Genomic DNA, 17,150 nt, shown 5'->3' with positions numbered 1-17,150 from the left:
AATGTTTGAACGCGAAGCGGTCCGCGTCGAGGACGGGAGAGGTAAAAGCGGACGCTCAGCCTAGAGACAGCGATAGGCGGTTCCACACTACTCCTGGCCTCTGACCGAAAGCCGGTAACACACCCTACCGTTTTGATTCTAAAGCGAACAACGGGCAGGAAGTCCAGCGTTGCAAATAGCAATTATTGGCTCTGTTACATGGCACCTACGCTCCTAACGACGGGCCGCAGTTGCAAGGCGACGGAATGTTGCGCTCGAAGAAAGTGTAGGATCAGCCCTTAAAATTTGATCCAGCGCATCAGTAAGATCGTAAGGAATGACAGCGCCTTCCGACGTGCCAACCGTGAGATCAAGCAGCTTTAAGAGAGCCCGCGCCTTCGCTTGGTCATTGATGACTACGAGTTTCCTTGCTTCTCCTTCTTCGCCATAAAGACCGTAGTCGACCATAGACCAGCAATCGAACGGCACGAGAAATCGAGCGATTGTGTCTACGACTTCGGCAAATGCCTCGCCTGAGGTAGCAGGAAGATCAGCAAACGCGCTACTGACTCCAGGTGTCGCCAACGAGCGCTCCTGTGGCCAAACCTCGCGAAGGAATGGTGCTGCGCTCGACCGAAAGAGAACAGCTGCAGCTACAGGATCTTCGTCATCTTTCGGTTCATTAGGCACGACCTTTGTGGACAGCTCACGAACGAACTGCTGGATTGCATTCGCCGCCGATGCGCGCACTTCATCATCCAGAGTTCTTAGCATCTGCTGAATGCGCTGATTAGGCACAGCAGGCGCACGGCTCTCACGAAAAGCGTGAAGGGATTCGATCACGAGACTGAAAACCAGCTGCCGGCGCGTTTCGCGGCCTAGTCGACGATCATTTGCGCGTTCGGCCATCGCAGCGCCAATGATCTCTAAGACTTTGGTGAAGTGCGTGCGCCTTGCAACGGCTCGCCAGAGAGCCAACGCGGAGCCATCATTTGTAAGCAATGGAGCTATGAGATGTTCCTGTACCCAAGGAGGATCAGCTCGTAGAAAGTAGGGTAATGCCTCGATCATTCGGTGCTTACCGATCAGCCCGCTGCGGCCTTCCGCTGCAATGATAATGTCGCGCATCTGCTTTTCCATCGAACCTACGGAAAAAGCTTGTGTCCCCGGCGGTAAGCTTGCCCACGCAGCCAAAAAGACCCCAACGAGCTTGCCAGCTGGCGTATTAAGCGTGTCAAGATCCATTGGCTCGCGGTCATTATCTTCAGAGCGCGCAATAACGCTTAGCTCCTCATACTCGGCATTGTCGGGCCTTCTGTTCGTGACTTCAACGGCGATTGGCCATAGGCGAAGCCAAATCGGCAAGGCCTGCGGCAGCTTGACAACTTGCTTCTCCCAATTATCCAGCCAAGCACAAATTCCTTCAATCGCAATAGAAAACGTCGAGTCGGATAGCTGAATCAACTGGCCGAGAACCCTGCCAGCCTCTCTGGACTGCCTCGCATCCTGTTCTGCATAGCCATCATGTTGGCGGGGTTTGTGCGCCCAACCGAAGCGGTTCCAGATCTTTGGAAAGTCGTCGCCCCCGTTATTCGTAACCTCGAAGTCAGAAAGCACTTTCTCGGCGTTACCCTGCTGGTTAATCCAGTCATCTGCGCGTTCCGCCGGGTCATCATCCCAGCCACGACGCCCGGTTCCCAAACTTGCTTCGAGCGCTTCTAGCCGATCAACGCCTGAAATCGTATCGAACACTGCATTCGGTTTCGCTTCGTGACCAGCGACGGTAACCCCTCCGGAAAAGCCTTCATCGATTCTCATCTCCGCTAGCTCAGGGAATTGCGCTGTCCGAGCATCAAGCCAAGTCTTGGCTCGATCCGGCAAGACACCTCCGCTAACTTCGATGCGCCGCAATTCACGCAATGACCAAAACAATCGTGCGTTCGTTACCTTGGCAGCATCCGCCTTCTTCGGCCAATGATCCCTGGGAGGACCTTTCTGAATCCGGGCGACAATGGCGTCTTGCGCTTCTGCATTCATGTCACGAAATCGAACCGCACGAAGTTCGGCAATTTCCGGGAAGCCGTGCACGCCCCAAAACCGGTCTTGAGCAAGTGCCTTGACGAATATCGACACTTCATCGGCGGGCGTAATTTGCTCGCTCCGAGACATTGCAGCCCACAAGCGGAGATGTACCGGTGAGCTCTTCAGACTCCAGCCTCGAACAAAACTCCGTGCAGCAGGGAGATCAAGTTCCGAAATTCTAGCGACAACGGCATGGAGTAATTTCACTGAAGGGGCGATGCCACGGTGGTACGCGTCTGGGTCACCATCCTCGCGCTCCCTCGGAGCGTCAGCCACGTAGTACGCACGTTTCAGGTCGCCAAGCCGCCAAACGTACCTTTGTCCATCCCACCCCAATCTGCGCGCAATATCGAGGCCATGATTGACAGCGGCTTCCAGCGCATTGGCCATCGACGTCAAAAAAGGGACATCATTAAGGTTGGCGAGTTCAAGGACATTCAGGTTGATCAGGTCTCCGCTCGTCAGACCTGCGGATAGGATGTGCTCGACCGTCTTCGGCTTGCGCAGCTTCTTGATGTTGGCCCATCGCCACGCAGTGATTGGCTCGACTTCAAGTCGGGGTGCAACAAGCTCAACAGCTGCGGCGATCACCGCACCAGACCGATCTCCTGCCCGTAGCCGCTTCTGAATGTCGTAGACAGCAGTTCCGTTGTATCCGTTGAGCTGACGCGCTGCCCAGCTCTCTTCTATAAGCCTCCATGCAGAAATCCATGGTTCTACGACATCGCGCGCACCTGGACCCGTCAATAAGTCCTCAACCGCGATGCGCTCGACTCGCTGTCCGGGTTTGAGCTTCAGCGCCCAGTCGATAGCTCCTTGCTCAGCAAGACGCTTGCTCAGAAAGGCAGTTATAACTCGAAACGTTTCCCGGTCGTGTGGATCAAGATAGGCCCAAGGCTGAATCAAAGCTTTCGTCCCCGCTCAGACTCAGCACAAACCTCTACAAGTGCATCAAGCCAATCGAACTCGGCTTTCGCGGCAGAAATAAGAACCGAGAGACGCACACGTTCGCTTGCGTTGCCCCTCCGAAAGAAATGGTCAAAAAGATCACGGTCAGAGTCTTTGGCTTTAGACCGCGATATTTTTATAATTCTCCGCAATTCTTTATCAACAATTTCCTTCTTCCCATTAATTGCAGATAAAGCCGCCCATCGTTCCAGGGTTGCCCTTAGTGCGTCGTGAGCGTTCGTTGAGTCATAGTGGATCGGTGTGATACCGCGCCCATTCCAGTCCGCAAGTGCCACAGCGTCCGGCGTATTCGTACCGAAAAAAGTGAAGCGCTCCTTCAAATCATCGAAACGCTTGCCGTCCGCCGCGACCGCGTTGAGCAGATAACGCATAGGCGGATCGTTGGCGCTGTAGCCGACCAGAACTAGATGATACAGGCGCGCAGCATCGTAGATAAAATCCGGAACCACCCGACGGCGCAAATAGAACTCGCCAAAATCCTGATCCGATAGAATAAACTCAGAACTTCTTTCAGGGCTCTTGTCCATTGCGCCATGAATATGAAGCACGCCGGAGAACTCGGAATTCCGCGATGGCCTCGGGATCGAGCCGAGAGAATAGGTTTCAACGGGTAATCGAAGCCGTTGTGCAGCGGTTTGTAGTAGCAAATCGAAGTTTGTCGTTACGATAGTTTTTGCTCCGCCACGATCGGCGAGGGTTATAAGCGCCTTGTGGATCGCGGCTGGGCTTACGGCACCTGAACGTAGGATCGCCGCGACTGTCCGCCTCACTTGGCTATCTCCACGTGCCTGATCGTCAAGTCGGCGCTCAAGCATACCGAGGACAACATCATAGTCCCCCAAGATAAACCGCTTCACTTCAGCTGTTTGCTGATCTGTCAGCCCAGCACAATTGGCATGCCATTGATTGCAAGTTCCCGATGGCAAACCCGTCAAAACGCTGTGCGTCGAAGCGTCGAGCTTGGCGTAGACCTCGATAACAAGTTGACGAAAATCGGGGAGACCTGCAGGCCGAGAAATGCCTGCTCCACAAATGAACAGCACTTCCCCACGCGCGTGAGCCAGCAGGAGTCGCTCAGGAATTGCAGCGAGCCCAGGTCCCAGCTGCACAACTCGGTCCTTAGATGCAATGTCAGTTGTCACGGCTCTCAAAATTCACTGATTGGTAGACGTAATTCTTGCATCTTAGCGTCCGATTTCAAAGCTAAATGGCGCGGTTCCGTATGTTCGCTTGTGGCCTCCGCCTGTCGTTCAGGCCCAGCCGGTCCAATAGAAATGACTCGGAGCGGATCTTGCGAGAGCCTACTTTGGGACAAGCTCTAGCCGGAACCAATCCCTCCAAACCACCCATCCCTTGCCAAAACCCCACCCCACCGCACATGACGGACAACCTCACAAGGAGCCCCGCCATGACCGCCAGCTTACCCAAATCCATGCGCCAGATCCGGTTCACCGCCGCCGGCGGGCCGGAGGTGTTGGCCGTCGAGACGGTGGCGCTGCCCCAGGCCGGGCCGGGGCAGGTGCTGATCGAAGTCGTGGCCGCGGGGGTGAACCGGCCGGACATCCAGCAGCGCGAGGGCAAGTATCCGCCGCCGAAGGGCGCGACGGAGATTCCGGGCCTCGAAGTCGCCGGCCGGATCGTGGCCCTGGGGGAGGGCGTCACGGGGCTCGGCCTCGGGGACGAGGTCTGCGCGCTCACCATCAGCGGCGGCTACGCCGAGTTCGCCGTGGCGGAGGCCGGGCAGTGCCTCCCGCGCCCCGCGCCCCTGTCCCTAGTCGAGGCCGCGGGCATCCCCGAGACCTATTTCACCGTCTATTCCACCGTGATCGAGCGCGGTCGGCTCCAGCCCGGCGAGGCCTTCCTGGTCCATGGCGGATCGAGCGGCATCGGCTCCACGGCGATCCAGATCGCCAAGCACCACGGCGCCCGGGTGTTCGCCACGGCGGGCTCGGCGGAGAAATGCGCCTTCTGCGTCGACCTCGGCGCCGAGGCGGCCATCAACTATCGCGACGAGGATTTCGTCGAGCGGGTGAAGGCCCTGACCGAGGGCCACGGCGTCGACGTGATCCTCGACATGGTGGGCGCGCCGTATCTGGCCAAGAACCTGTCGGCGCTCGCCATCGAGGGTCGCCTCGTCCAGATCGCCTTCATGCAGGGCTACAAGGTCGAGTCCTTCAGCATGACGCCGATCATGATGAAGCGCCTCACCGTCACGGGCGCCACCCTGCGAGCCCGGCCGAAATCCGAGAAGGCCGCCATCGCGCGGGGGCTCGCCCGGGATGTCTGGCCCCTCCTCGACGCCGGGACGATCCGTCCGGTCATCCACGCGACCTTCCCCCTCGCGGAGGCGGCCCGTGCCCACGAACTCATGGAATCCAGCGCGCATCTCGGCAAGATCCTGCTGGTGACGGGGCGCTGAGCCCAGGAACTCCCGATCCGACCCGGCGTTTGACCTCCGAACACAGTCACGCGTCCGGGCGATTCGCCCTGGGCGCCATCCACGAGAGGTCACATGGCAGAGCAGCTTCACGGACAGGATTCCCGCCAGGGCAAGAAGGGCAAGCCGGTCCTCGCCGTCCTGCTGGGGAGCCTCGCGCTCCTGGCGGTGGCCATCGTCGGCCTGATGACCTGGCAGGGCTCGCAGTCCCCGCCGGACTACGCGTCGCAGACCCGCGCCGGCGCCCAGAACCCGGCCGCCCCCGGCCAGGCGAACAACGGCCTGAAGTCGGACATGCCCGCCAGCACCGGCAGCACCGTCCCGGCCAACACACAGCCGTCCACGAACTCCGCGCGCTGATCGCTCGGACCGAACCAGAGGCCGGCCCCGCACCCGCGGGCCGGCCTTTTTCGTTGGGATCGACGGCAGGCGGGATGCGTCCGGCATGACCAACCACGTCACGACGCGCTGCACGGTCCGCGGCCCCGCGGAAGCGGTGGCGGCGTTCCGGGCGCTGATGGTGGTGGCGGTGGATCCGCCCCGGCGTCCCGCCCTGGCCTCGCCCGTCCCGGGCTTGCTGGCGCGCCTGCGCGGCCTCGTCCGGGGGTGTGAACCGGGCGCGGCGCCGCCCGTCGCGCCGCCGCCCGTCGAGCCGCCGCTCCTGGCGATGGACTTCGACCGCATCCTGCCGATGCCGGCCTCGCTCACCGCCTATCCCGAACAGACCGCCTGGCTCCTGGAACACTGGGGCACCCAGCGCAACGCGGAGGCCTACACGGAGACGGCGTGGCACCGGGACGGCACCGCCGTGCTGGAGTTCTGCATCGCCACGGCCTGGAGCTTTCCCGCACCGGTGTTCGCGGCGCTGCACGGCCGCTTCCCGACCCTGTCGTTCGACATCGTCGGGTTCGAGGAGGCCTGGCAGTTCGCCGTCGCAGGCATCTACGGCCCGGGGGAAACCGGTCCCGTCGAGATCGAGCCGACCGCCGACCTCTATGCGCGGGTGTACGGCGTGCCGCCCGAGCCGGGCGAGGAGGCCTGACGCCGAAGGCCCACCCGCATCACCCCTGCCGCCGCTCGAACCGGATCGGCCGGTGCCCGTCCGTGCCGACGCGCATGTCGACGGTCCAGAGGCCGCCCTCGTCGCCCGCGAGGGTGAAGTGCAGGGCGTAGACGAGGGGGTCCGACGCCGGATGGTCGCGGAACTCGACTTCGTCGAGCCACCATGCCGCCGCGTCCTCGCCGCAGGCCCTGTGCCGGTCCACGAACAGGTCGAGGTAGGCCGCCGCCGTCGCGCCCAGGGCGGGCAGCGACGCCGGCATGGCGTTCGCCACGGCGGCCTGGGCGGGGTGCACCGCCCCGTTCCGGTCGTCGAGGTGAAGGCGGACCGGGCCGATCGCCGCGACCCAGTTCGAGCCCGCGCGGGTGTAGCTCAGCGTCACCGCACCCCCGACGCGAGGCGCCGCCTCAGCGGGTGGGGACCGGTGTCTCGCCGCGGTAATCGTAAAAGCCGCGCTTCACTTTGCGGCCGAGCCAGCCGGCCTCGACGTACTTCACCAGAAGCGGGCAGGGGCGGTACTTCGAATCGGCCAGGCCCTCGTAGAGCACCTGCATCACCGACAGGCAGGTGTCGAGGCCGATGAAGTCGGCGAGCTGGAGCGGCCCCATGGGGTGGTTCGCGCCGAGCTTCATCGCCGTGTCGATGGATTCCACCGAGCCGACGCCCTCGTAGAGGGTGTAGATCGCCTCGTTGATCATCGGCAGCAGGATGCGGTTGACGATGAAGGCCGGGAAATCCTCCGACATGGTCGAGGTCTTGCCAAGCTTGGCAATGAACGCCTTGGCGGATTCGTAGGTCGGGTCTTCCGTGGCGATGCCGCGGATGAGCTCCACGAGCTGCATCACCGGCACGGGGTTCATGAAGTGGATGCCGATGAACCGCTCGGGCCGGTCCGTGGACGCGGCGAGCCGCGTGATCGAGATCGACGAGGTGTTGGTGGCGACCAGGGCCTCGGGGCGCAGGGAGGCGCACAGGGTGCTGAAGATCTGGCGCTTGGTGGTCTCGTCCTCCGTCGCCGCCTCGATGACGAGGTCGCACGGCGCGAGGTCGTCGAAGCTTTCCGCCCCGACGATGCGGCCGACGGCGCTGCGGCGCTGCTCCTCGGGGATCGTGCCCTTGGCGACCTGACGGGCGAGGTTGCCGTCGATGGTGGCCAGCCCGCTACGGATACGGGCGGGATCGCGGTCGTTCAACCGGACGTCGAGACCCGCCATGGCGCAGACATGGGCGATGCCGCTGCCCATCTGCCCGGCGCCGACGATCCCGACGGTCCTGATATCGATGCCCATTGCGGTGAATCCAAACCCCCGAGGCGCTTCACGCCCACCGCCGGAGCGACCCGGCGGCAGGTAGGTCTGCGGCTATGAAAACGCGCGTCGCACCAGAATCTTAGACCATTTCCAACCCGAGGGCAGCCCGGCGGAGACCGTTATTCTCGCGCCGGACCCTCGGGCGCGGCCGCCCTCGTCGGCGGTCCTACTGCCCCTTGGCCTTGACCAGCTCGGCCTGGAAGTCGGGCACCACCTGGAACAGGTCGCCGACGAGGCCGTAATCCGCCACCTGGAAGATCGGCGCGTCCTCGTCCTTGTTGATGGCGACGATGACCTTCGAGTCCTTCATGCCGGCGAGGTGCTGGATCGCGCCCGAGATGCCCACCGCCACGTAGAGGTCGGGGGCCACCACTTTGCCGGTCTGACCGACCTGCCAGTCGTTGGGGGCGTAGCCCGCATCGACCGCCGCGCGCGAGGCGCCGACCGCCGCGCCCAGGGCGTCGGCCAGGGGCTCGATGAGCTCCTTGAACTTGTCGGCCGAGCCCAGCGACCGGCCGCCCGAGACGATGATGCGCGCGGCGGCGAGTTCCGGACGGTCGGATTTGGCGATCTCCTCGCCCTTGAAGGTCGATCCGCCGGCGGCCGGCGCGGCCCCCGAGACGGCCTCGACGGCGGCGGCGGCCCCACCCTCGACGGCGGCCTTGAACGCGGCCGTGCGGACGGTGATGACCTTCTTGGGCTCCTTCGCCTGCACGGTCTGGATGGCGTTGCCGGCGTAGATCGGCCGCTCGAACGTGTCTGGCGAGACCACCGTGATGATGTCGGAGATCTGGGCCACGTCGAGGAGGGCGGCGACCCGCGGCAGCACGTTCTTGCCCGTGGTCGAGGCGGCGGCGATCACCACGTCGTAGGCGGGCGCGAGTGCCGCGATCCCGGCGGCGGTGGGCTCGGCCAGCGCGTGGTCGTAGACGGCGTCTTCGGAGAGCAGCACCTTCTCGACGCCCTCCAGCTTGGCGGCGGCCTCGGCGGCGGTGCGGCCGCCGGAGCCCAGCACCAGGACGTGGACGGGCGCGCCGAGTTGGGCGGCGGCGGTGAGGGCCTTCAGGCTCGCATCGCGAACCGCACCGTTGTCGTGCTCGATGTAGAGGAGGGTGGCCATTCGGGGGACCTCGGGAAGTGTCGGGGCCGGGGGCCCGTCGCCGTCGCGGCGCCGGGCCTCACACGGGGGAGGGCGAGGAGAGGTTAGGAGGCGGGGTCAGATGACCCCGGCTTCGACCTTGAGCTTTTCGACCAGGGCCTTGGCCGACTCGACCTTGACGCCCGCCTTGCGGCCAGCGGGCTCGACGGTCTTCAGCACCGTGATCCGGGGGGTGACGTCGATGCCCAGCGCATCGGGAGTCAGCTCCTCCAGAGGCTTCTTCTTCGCCTTCATGATGTTGGGCAAGCTCGCGTAGCGCGGCTCGTTGAGGCGCAGGTCCGTGGTGACGATCGCCGGCAGCTTGAGGCTCACGGTCTGCAGGCCGCCGTCGACCTCGCGGGTCACGTCGATGGCGCCGTCGCCGAACTCGACCCGGAAGGCGAAGGTACCCTGCGGCCAGTCGAGGAGGGCGGCCAGCATTTGGCCGGTCTGGTTGGAATCGTCGTCGATGGCCTGCTTGCCGAGGATGACGAGCTCCGGGCCCTCCTTGTCCACCAGGGCCTTGAGGATCTTGGCCACGGCGAGGGGCTCCACGAGCCCGTCGGTCTTCACCAGGATGGCACGGTCGGCGCCCATGGCGAGGGCCGTACGCAGGGTCTCCTGCGCCTGCTGCGGGCCGATGGACACCGCCACGATCTCCGTGACCTTGCCCTTCTCCTTCAGCCGGATGGCCTCCTCGACGGCGATCTCGTCGAAGGGGTTCATGGACATCTTGACGTTGGCCAGATCCACGCCCGAGCCGTCCGCCTTGACCCGGATCTTCACGTTGTAATCGACGACCCGCTTGACGGGCACCAGAACCTTCATGGCGGTCACTATCCTCCGCGCGGATGTTTTTGGGGAGGGCCGGCGCGGCGCGCGGAGGACCCCCGGCACGTCCGGCGATCCAGAACCCTCTCATTTGAGGCGGCGGACCGTAACGACGAGGTTTCGGCCTTGTCAACGCACGTGCGGGGACGCACCCCGCGCCGGGGGACCCGATGAATTCACCGAGCCGCGCTTCCGGGGGCGGACCGAGTCGCCGTCCAGACATCGCGAGACGGCCCTCCACCCGTGGCGACGGCCTTCGCACCTCCCGCGGGACGCGCCGGTCTCACTTCCCGAAAGGCGATGGCCTTCACGCATCGCGCGGGATGCGCGGGCCCCCTCTCCTGAAAGGAGAGCGGGCCTGTCGTGCTCCACGCCGGCTCAGTGCGGATTTCGAAAAGAGGCAGTCAGCGGATGTGAGAATCCGGCACGGACCGGGACGGCGTGCCGCCCTCGATCGGATCAGCGATGCTCCGATCAGCGGTTCTTGCCCGGCACCCACAGCACGTCGTCGGCGCCGTTGGCGTTGGCCGTGCGGCTCGCCACGAACAGGAAGTCCGACAGGCGGTTGAGGTATTGCAGGGCCGGCGCCGAGACGACCTCGCCCTCCGTCGCCGCGAGGGCCACGGCCAGCCGCTCGGCCCGGCGGCAGACGGTGCGGGCGAGGTGCAGGGCGGCGGAGGCCGCCGAGCCGCCGGGCAGCACAAAGGATTTCAGGGGCGACAGGTGCGCGTTCAGGGTGTCGATGTCGGCTTCCAGGCGCTTCACCTGGGCGTCGACCATGCGCAGGGGCTCGTAGGGCAGCGGCGTGCCGGTCTCGGGCGTGGCGAGGTCGGCGCCGAGGTCGAACAGGTCGTTCTGGATCAGGCCCAGCATCGTATCCAAAGCCGGTTCGGCATGGAGCCGGACGAGGCCGATGCAGGCATTGGTCTCGTCCACCGTGCCGTAGGTCTCGATGCGCAGATCCGCCTTCGAGCGGCGCTCGCCGCTGGCCAGCGCCGTCGAGCCCTTGTCGCCCGTGCGGGTGTAGATGCGGTTGAGCGTGACCACGGGCTGTCCGATCGTCGGAGGGGCAGGCATGCCCCGGGGAACAGAGAGATCCCGGGAAACGCCCGAGCCCGGCCGGTCGATCCTTCGGGCACCGGAATCCGGCGGACGTGTCCCTGGATCCGCTCAGGTCAGAACGTGTAACCGATCTTGCCGCCGTAATTGGTAAGGCCGCGGTTGTTGCTGCACAGGCCTGCGTTCGACATGTGCTCGACGGTGGCCATGATGCTCCAACGCTCGCTGAGGCGGAAGCCGAGGGCGGCGGCCTCGCGGAACAGGGGACTGCAGCCGAGGGAATTGAAGCCGGGCGGCGTGGTGGCCTTCAGGCCGGTGTGGCCGTTATGGGCGGCGGCACCGAAGAAGCCTTCGAGGAAGACGATGTTGTTGAAGGTCTGCGGGAACAGGTCCACGGTCCAGGTCGCGCCGAGATAGGCGTAGCTGGTGCGGCCGCCAAAATTGTAGCTGCCGCCCGCGGTGGGACGCGGCACGAAGGCCTGCCAGAACGGATCGAGGCTCACCAGCGGCTTGGCGAACAGGATCTCGCCGTTGATGTTGTTGGTGTCGCGCTCGGCGCTGCCGGGGTCCTGCACGGCGCCGCCGATACGGACCTCCGAGACGAAGCTCATGGGCTTAACCGGGGCCGCGTAGGCGGCCGGCATCGATCCGCCGCGCAGATCGGCGGCCTGGACCGGGACGGCGGCCAGGGCGAGGGCGCCGGCGAGCAGACGGGACGAGTTGGAAAGCATCGGGACCGATCCGGTTGTAGCGGGCCTGTCTAGCACGGGGCCACGGAGCCGCGTCAGGCCACGGACCGCTTAATCCGCCCCATCCTCCCCGATAGACCGGCGGTGAGACCTCCCCGCCACACCCCGGGGGATCCCGCCGGGACCGGAACGATCAGGTCGAGCGCCACCACACCACGCCCATGATCAGGACGATGGCCACGAATTGCAGAAGGACGCGCAGGCGCATGAGCCTCTGCGAGACGTTGGCGCTGCCGCCCCGCATCATGTTGACGAGGCCGAGCAGCAGCACGACGGCCACCGCCGCGCAGGCGAGGAGAACGAGGGTGTTGGAGGACATCACGGGGTCAGGATCTCGCGGCTGGGGCGTCGGCGCGCCGATCGGAACAGAGGGCCGAGCGCCGACACGACGGTACGCTCCCCATATGGACTTCGGCTCCGTCGCCGCCCAGGGGCCGGGATTTCGGCATCGGTCGCGAGGGCGAAATTGCGCGGATCAATGTCCGACAACGCGTCGCGGTCGGCGTGGAGCGCGACGGGCCCCCTCTGCGAAACGGCGATCATTTCCTGACGAGGCGGCGTTGTCCGCGCCTCACCACACCGCGCTGGCCCGGAAAGAGCGGGGGACCGCTCAGTTCCGGCGCAGCAGGCGCTCGAAATAGTCGAGCTCCTCGCGCGGGCGGCTCGGGTCGCCGAGCTTGCGCCGCAGCTCCTCGAGGATCCGGCGGGTGCGCTGGACGGCGGATTCGTCGGCAGTGGGCACCCGGGCGTTGCCGCTCGTCATGTTGCGCCCCTTGTTGGGACGCCCAAGGGGGTCGTTCTCGCTGTTGCCCGCCTGGCCCTGCTGACTCGGGTTCTGCCCCCCCTCCTGCTGGCCGTCCCCCTCGCCTTCGCCCTCCGCCATCTCCTGCATCTGCTTCTGCATGCCCTCGGCGCCGCGCTTGAGCCCGTCGAGGGCACGCCCCTGTGCATCGACGGCATCGCCCTCGCGGCCCTGGCCCAGCGCCCCTTCGGCCTCGCGCATGGCCTCTTCGGCCTCGGACAGGCCGTCCTCGCCCTCCATGCCGAGGTCCTTCATCTTGCGCTGCAGATCCTGGAGGCGCTCCCGCAGGGCCTGCTGGCGCTCGCCCTGTCCTTGACCCTTCTGGCCCTTCTGACCCTGGCCCTGCTGGCCTTCGCCGTTCTGGCCCTGACCCGGCTGGCCCTGTCCCGGCTGGCCCTTCTGGCCGGGCTGCTGCTGACCGCGCGGCGGGCGCTGACCGGGCCGGGGCTGGCCGGACCCGCCTTCCTTGTCCTGGCCCTCCTTGAAGGTCTGGTCGCGCAGCTCCTGCTGCTCGCGGGAGAGCTTGTCGAGTTCGTCGGCCTGCTTCGCCATCTCGCGCGAACTCGGATCGGCCTTGCCGCCGGGCTCGGCGGTCTGGAGGTTCTCGAGGATCTCGCGCAGCTGCTCGAGGAGCCTCTGGGCCTCCGCCGTGTCGCCGCGCTTCATCGCGTCGGCCATGTCCTTCAGCATCTTGTTGAGGTCGTCGGGGGTCACGGTCTTGCCCCCTTGGGCCGGCGGCTGGCCGTCGGCCTTGGGCTTCTGGCCCTTCTCCTTCTGGCGCTCGGCCATGTTCTTCATGAACGTGTCGAGGGCCTTCTTCAGATCCTCCGTGAGCTTCTGGATCTCCTCGTCGGGGGCGTTGCGCTCGATGGCCTGCTTGAGGTTGTCCTGGGCCGCGCGCAGGCTCTTCTCGGCGTCCGAGAGGTCGCCATCCTCGATCTTGAGGGCCATCTCCCACAGGAGGTCGGCGACCTCCATCAGGGCCTCGTCGTTGCGGGCGGCGCGCAGGCGGCGCGATGCGGTCTTGAGACCGAGGAACACGCTCGGCTGCGGGGTGAAGCGGTCGGGCGCGATGAGGAGGGCGTCGAGGGCGATGAGGACCCGGCCCCGGCTCTCGTCGGGGGCGGTGATGAGGCGGCGGCGCTCCTCCGCCAGGGACCGAGCCAGGGGTTGGGTGAACACGCGGGCCGGCAGGGTGATCTCCGCCGTCTCCGTGCGGCCCTCCTGGCCGGCCTCGTCCTTCGCCACCAGGGTGAGGCGCACCCGGGCGCCCGACCACGGATTGTCGGTGAGATCGACCAGGGTCTTGGTGTCGGCCTCGCCGGCGGCGTCGGCCGGCAGCGCGAGCGCGATGCGCGGCGGCGGCACCAGGGCGCGGGTGCCGGCCAGGGGCTCGACGATCCCCTCGGCCGACGCGATGCCGTAATCGTCCTTGGCCCGGTAGGTCAGGTTGAAGGTGCCGCGGGTGTTGACCTCGAGGGCGCCGATGCGGCGGATCTCGGGCGGCAGGTCGGGAATCGTCTCGACGACGAGGTGCTGGAGCGGCGCCCCGCCGGCCGCGATGGTGAGTTCGGCGGTGCCGCCCGTGAGCCGGAACCGGTCCTCGCGCAGGTCCGCGTGCGGCGGCTTGTTCGCCTGCGGGGCTTTGTCCCCCTGCGGGGCTTTGTCCCCCTGCGGGGCTTTGTCCCCCTGCGGGGCTTTGTCCCCCTGCGGGGCTTGGGCCGGCAACGCCGTCAGGCCGGATTTCGCGTCGAGGGTCGCCGCGCCGTGGCCGGCGATGCGGATGATCAGGGTGGAATTCACCGGCGCGCGCAGGCGCTGCTCGGTGCCGTTCATGGTCACCACAAGGGGCGGCAGGCGGGTGTAGAGGGGCGGGTCGATCCAGCCGTCGACCCGGAAGCTCGGGGCGGGCGGAAGCGGCAGGGTCCAGTCGAAGGCGCCCGCGAGGCGCTGGCGCCACTCGGCCCCGGCGACGAACAGGCTGGCGACGGCGGCCACCAGGAGGGCGGCGCGCAGCGCGAAGGGATCGCGCCGGGGCATGTCGGGCCGGGGCGGGGCGGCCTTCAGGCGGGCCACCGCCTCGGCCGACCGGCGCTGGTGCAGGGCCCACAGGGCCCGGGTCGCGGGGTCCGCGGTGCCGAGCGCCAGGGTGTCCTCAATGGCCGAGGCCGGACCGTGGACGAGGGCACCGTCGCGGCCGGCGGCCTCGCGGTCGATGCGGGCCAGGGCGGCGCGCCGGCTCGGGCGCCGCAGGGTCGCCAGCGGCAGGAGGGCGACCACGAGGGCGAGGCCGAAGGCGGCGAGCCCCACCATGCGCCACGTCGGCGAGAGGTCGAGCCACAGGCCGAGCCAGGACAGGGTGAGGAAGGCGAGGACGAGTCCGAGCCCGCGCCACAGGATCGGCCAGGCGCCTTCCCACAGCGCGGCCGTCTGCGACCGGGAGACGAGGCGGTCGAGGCGCCCGCGAAAGGCGGCGCCGCCGGCGGTGGTGGCACCACCCGGGCTGGAAGCGCGTGTCGCGCCGGACGTCGCCGGGTCGGCCTCGGCCATCGTGTCGGGTTCCTCTGGCGCCGCAATCCTCTGACGCCGGACGCGGAAGCTAGCATGGTGGCCGCCGGGGGCGATCGGGTCAAATCAGCCCATGGCGCGCCGGGGCGGAGCGTCGATCTGAACCGTGGCGCCCCGGCCGGGGTTGTGGATCGATTGCACATGACGAAGGGGGCATCCGATGTCCGAGGTACAGCAGGCCGGGCCGGGCGATTCGGCCGCACGCAGCATGGTCGATGCGCTGGTGCGCACCCGCCGCACGGGACTCGCGGCGACGGCGGCCCTCGGCGGCCTCGCCCTGGTGGTCGGCCTCGCCGCCAAGGCCCTGAAGGACGCGCCCGCGAAGGAACCGGCCGGCAAACGGCCCGACCCCGCGGAGGCCGCCGGCGCCACGCCGTTCGACCACATCACCGTCGGCGAGGACGAGGCCCGGACCATGCTGCGCGCTATGGTGGCAGCGACCCTGGCGGACGGTCTGGTCGATGCGGGCGAGCGCAAGCGCCTCGACGACGCCCTGTCGGCGGCGGGCATCGAGGCCGACGGTCGGCGCTGGCTCGAGGCGGAACTCGCCGACCCGGCAGACGTGGACGACATCGCCGAGCGGGCGACCAACCCCGAGCAGGCGGCCCGCATCTACGCGGCGGCGCGCCTCGCCATCGACCCCGACACCCTGCAGGAACGCAAGTTCCTCCAGGACCTGGCCGAGGCGCTGGATCTCCCCGTCGAGGCGACCGAGCGGCTGGAGGCGGAATTGGCGGCGTGAGTCCGGGATCGTTTCCCCGGCCGGGATCGACCGAACCACTCGAAGCGCATCGCCTCGCCCCGCTTGCGGGGAGAGGCGATGCACTCAGGCGTTCAGTAAACTTTTGACGATCTGCGCCGGAGGGTTACCCCAAACTCTCAAGCCGTCTCCGCCAGCCACTCCGGCACGCGGTCGAGGCCGATGAGTTCCTCGTAGGTCTGACGCGGGCGCACCACGGCCCAGTCGGCGCCGCGCACCAGCACCTCGGGCACGAGGCGGCGGGTGTTGTAGGTGCCGGCCTGGACGGCGCCGTAGGCGCCGGCACTCATCACCGCCATGAGGTCGCCGGGGGCCACCTCGGGGATGTCGCGGGCGAGCGCGATGTAGTCGCCGCTCTCGCAGACGGGGCCGACCACGTCGGCGACGAGCCGGGGCGTCTCGGGACCGGCCTCGAGGACCGGGCGCAGGCCGTGATAGGCGTCGTAGAGGGTCGGGCGGATGAGGTCGTTCATGGCCGCGTCGACGATGACGAAGGTCCGGCCTTCAGCGCGCTTCACGTAGAGCACGCGGGTGACGAGGATGCCGGCGTTCCCGGCGATCATCCGGCCGATCTCGAACACCGGGCGCAGGCCCAGACTCGTGAAGTGCGGGCGCAGGATCGCCGCCAGGGCCGAAGGGTCCGGCGGGGGCGCGTTGTCGTCGCGGTAGGGAATGCCGAGGCCGCCGCCGAAATCGATGTGGTGCAGGGCGTGGCCGTCGGCGAGCAGGTCGCGGGCGAGGCCAGCGAGCAGACGGGCGGCGTGGTCGAAGGGCGCCAGATCGGTGATCTGGCTGCCGATGTGCATGTCGACGCCGGAGACCGCGAGGCCCGGCAGGGTGGCGGCATGGGCGTAGACCGCGCGTGCGCGCGCGATCGGAATGCCGAACTTGTTCTCGGATTTACCCGTGGAGATCTTCGCGTGGGTTCCGGCGTCGACGTCGGGGTTCACCCGGATCGAGACGGGGGCCGTGAGGCCGAGGCCGGCGGCGACCCCCGACAGCACGGCGAGTTCGGGCTCGCTCTCGACGTTGAAGCAATAGATGCCGGCCTTGAGGGCGGCGGCCATCTCGTCGGGGGTCTTGCCGACGCCGGAGAACACGATCCGCTGCGGATCGACTCCGGCAGCCAGCGCCCGGCGGAGTTCGCCTTCTGACACGATGTCCATGCCCGCCCCCTGGCGGGCGAGGGTCGTGAGCACCGCCTGGTTGGAATTCGCCTTCATGGCGTAGCACACCAGGGCGTCGTCGCCCGCGAACGCCTCGGCGAACACCCGGTAATGCCGCTCCAGGGTGGCGGTGGCGTAGCAGTAGAACGGCGTCCCGACCGCGTCGGCGAGGCCCGTCAGATCGACGTCCTCGGCCGCGAGGCGACCGTCGCGGTAATGGAAGTGATGCATCGCGTGGCC

The 17,150-nt window shown here is 66.8% G+C and carries 15 protein-coding genes; 4 read left to right on the top strand and 11 right to left on the bottom strand.

Annotated features, from left to right (window positions below; translation table 11 throughout):
* Positions 1–213 precede the first annotated feature (213 nt).
* The gene (locus ASF27_RS22395; protein WP_156467550.1) at positions 214–2,967 is read right to left on the bottom strand and encodes a hypothetical protein; all 2,754 of its coding nucleotides are present in this window, start codon (positions 2,965–2,967) and stop codon (positions 214–216) included.
* Complete coding sequence (locus tag ASF27_RS21715; RefSeq protein WP_156467549.1) at positions 2,964–4,172, bottom strand: SIR2 family protein; 1,209 nt, start codon at positions 4,170–4,172, stop codon at positions 2,964–2,966. The genes ASF27_RS22395 and ASF27_RS21715 overlap by 4 nt, the downstream gene beginning before the upstream one ends.
* Before the next feature lie 266 nt (positions 4,173–4,438).
* Here ASF27_RS21715 and ASF27_RS15730 point away from each other — a divergent pair, with 266 nt between their 5' ends.
* The 3 genes from ASF27_RS15730 to ASF27_RS15720 all read left to right on the top strand — a co-directional run bounded on the left by ASF27_RS15730 (position 4,439) and on the right by ASF27_RS15720 (position 6,509).
* Entirely contained in the window at positions 4,439–5,449 is a 1,011-nt protein-coding gene (locus ASF27_RS15730) for an NAD(P)H-quinone oxidoreductase (protein ID WP_056361508.1), read from the top strand.
* Between the two features lie 93 nt (positions 5,450–5,542).
* Complete coding sequence (locus ASF27_RS15725; protein ID WP_056175471.1) at positions 5,543–5,827, top strand: hypothetical protein; 285 nt, start codon at positions 5,543–5,545, stop codon at positions 5,825–5,827.
* Between the two features lie 85 nt (positions 5,828–5,912).
* Positions 5,913–6,509 carry a hypothetical protein gene (locus ASF27_RS15720; RefSeq protein WP_056361505.1) on the top strand — a complete coding sequence of 199 codons (597 nt, stop codon included), beginning with the start codon at positions 5,913–5,915 and terminating at the stop codon, positions 6,507–6,509.
* A 19-nt stretch (positions 6,510–6,528) separates the two neighbouring features.
* Here ASF27_RS15720 and ASF27_RS15715 read toward each other — a convergent pair whose 3' ends face one another.
* The 8 genes from ASF27_RS15715 to ASF27_RS15680 all read right to left on the bottom strand — a co-directional run bounded on the left by ASF27_RS15715 (position 6,529) and on the right by ASF27_RS15680 (position 14,966).
* Positions 6,529–6,909 (bottom strand): hypothetical protein, encoded by a 381-nt coding sequence (locus ASF27_RS15715; protein ID WP_056361494.1) that lies wholly within the window; start codon positions 6,907–6,909, stop codon positions 6,529–6,531.
* A gap of 25 nt (positions 6,910–6,934) precedes the next feature.
* Positions 6,935–7,816: a 3-hydroxybutyryl-CoA dehydrogenase gene (locus ASF27_RS15710; RefSeq protein ID WP_056175461.1), complete on the bottom strand. Its 882-nt coding sequence runs from the start codon at positions 7,814–7,816 to the stop codon at positions 6,935–6,937.
* Between the two features lie 187 nt (positions 7,817–8,003).
* Positions 8,004–8,957 (bottom strand): FAD-binding protein, encoded by a 954-nt coding sequence (locus ASF27_RS15705; protein WP_056361492.1) that lies wholly within the window; start codon positions 8,955–8,957, stop codon positions 8,004–8,006.
* 96 nt (positions 8,958–9,053) lie between these two features.
* Positions 9,054–9,803 (bottom strand): electron transfer flavoprotein subunit beta/FixA family protein, encoded by a 750-nt coding sequence (locus ASF27_RS15700; RefSeq protein WP_056175455.1) that lies wholly within the window; start codon positions 9,801–9,803, stop codon positions 9,054–9,056.
* A 477-nt stretch (positions 9,804–10,280) separates the two neighbouring features.
* The gene (locus ASF27_RS15695) at positions 10,281–10,853 is read right to left on the bottom strand and encodes a cob(I)yrinic acid a,c-diamide adenosyltransferase (protein WP_056175453.1); all 573 of its coding nucleotides are present in this window, start codon (positions 10,851–10,853) and stop codon (positions 10,281–10,283) included.
* A 128-nt stretch (positions 10,854–10,981) separates the two neighbouring features.
* Positions 10,982–11,596, bottom strand: a complete 615-nt coding sequence (locus ASF27_RS15690; protein ID WP_056175450.1) for an acyloxyacyl hydrolase — start codon at positions 11,594–11,596, stop codon at positions 10,982–10,984.
* 151 nt (positions 11,597–11,747) lie between these two features.
* On the bottom strand, positions 11,748–11,933 hold the full coding sequence (locus ASF27_RS15685; RefSeq protein WP_056175447.1) for a twin transmembrane helix small protein: 186 nt from the start codon (positions 11,931–11,933) through the stop codon (positions 11,748–11,750).
* Between the two features lie 291 nt (positions 11,934–12,224).
* Positions 12,225–14,966: a TIGR02302 family protein gene (locus ASF27_RS15680; protein WP_056361489.1), complete on the bottom strand. Its 2,742-nt coding sequence runs from the start codon at positions 14,964–14,966 to the stop codon at positions 12,225–12,227.
* Between the two features lie 178 nt (positions 14,967–15,144).
* Here ASF27_RS15680 and ASF27_RS15675 point away from each other — a divergent pair, with 178 nt between their 5' ends.
* Positions 15,145–15,726, top strand: a complete 582-nt coding sequence (locus tag ASF27_RS15675; RefSeq protein WP_244481022.1) for a DUF533 domain-containing protein — start codon at positions 15,145–15,147, stop codon at positions 15,724–15,726.
* A gap of 137 nt (positions 15,727–15,863) precedes the next feature.
* Here the strand turns inward: ASF27_RS15675 and lysA are convergent, their stop codons facing one another.
* Positions 15,864–17,141 (bottom strand): diaminopimelate decarboxylase, encoded by a 1,278-nt coding sequence (lysA, locus tag ASF27_RS15670; RefSeq protein ID WP_056175441.1) that lies wholly within the window; start codon positions 17,139–17,141, stop codon positions 15,864–15,866.
* Between the last annotated feature and the right edge of the window lie 9 nt (positions 17,142–17,150).

Source organism: Methylobacterium sp. Leaf102, from assembly GCF_001422425.1.
GTDB lineage: Bacteria > Pseudomonadota > Alphaproteobacteria > Rhizobiales > Beijerinckiaceae > Methylobacterium.
This window is presented reverse-complemented; position numbering and strand designations above follow the sequence as displayed.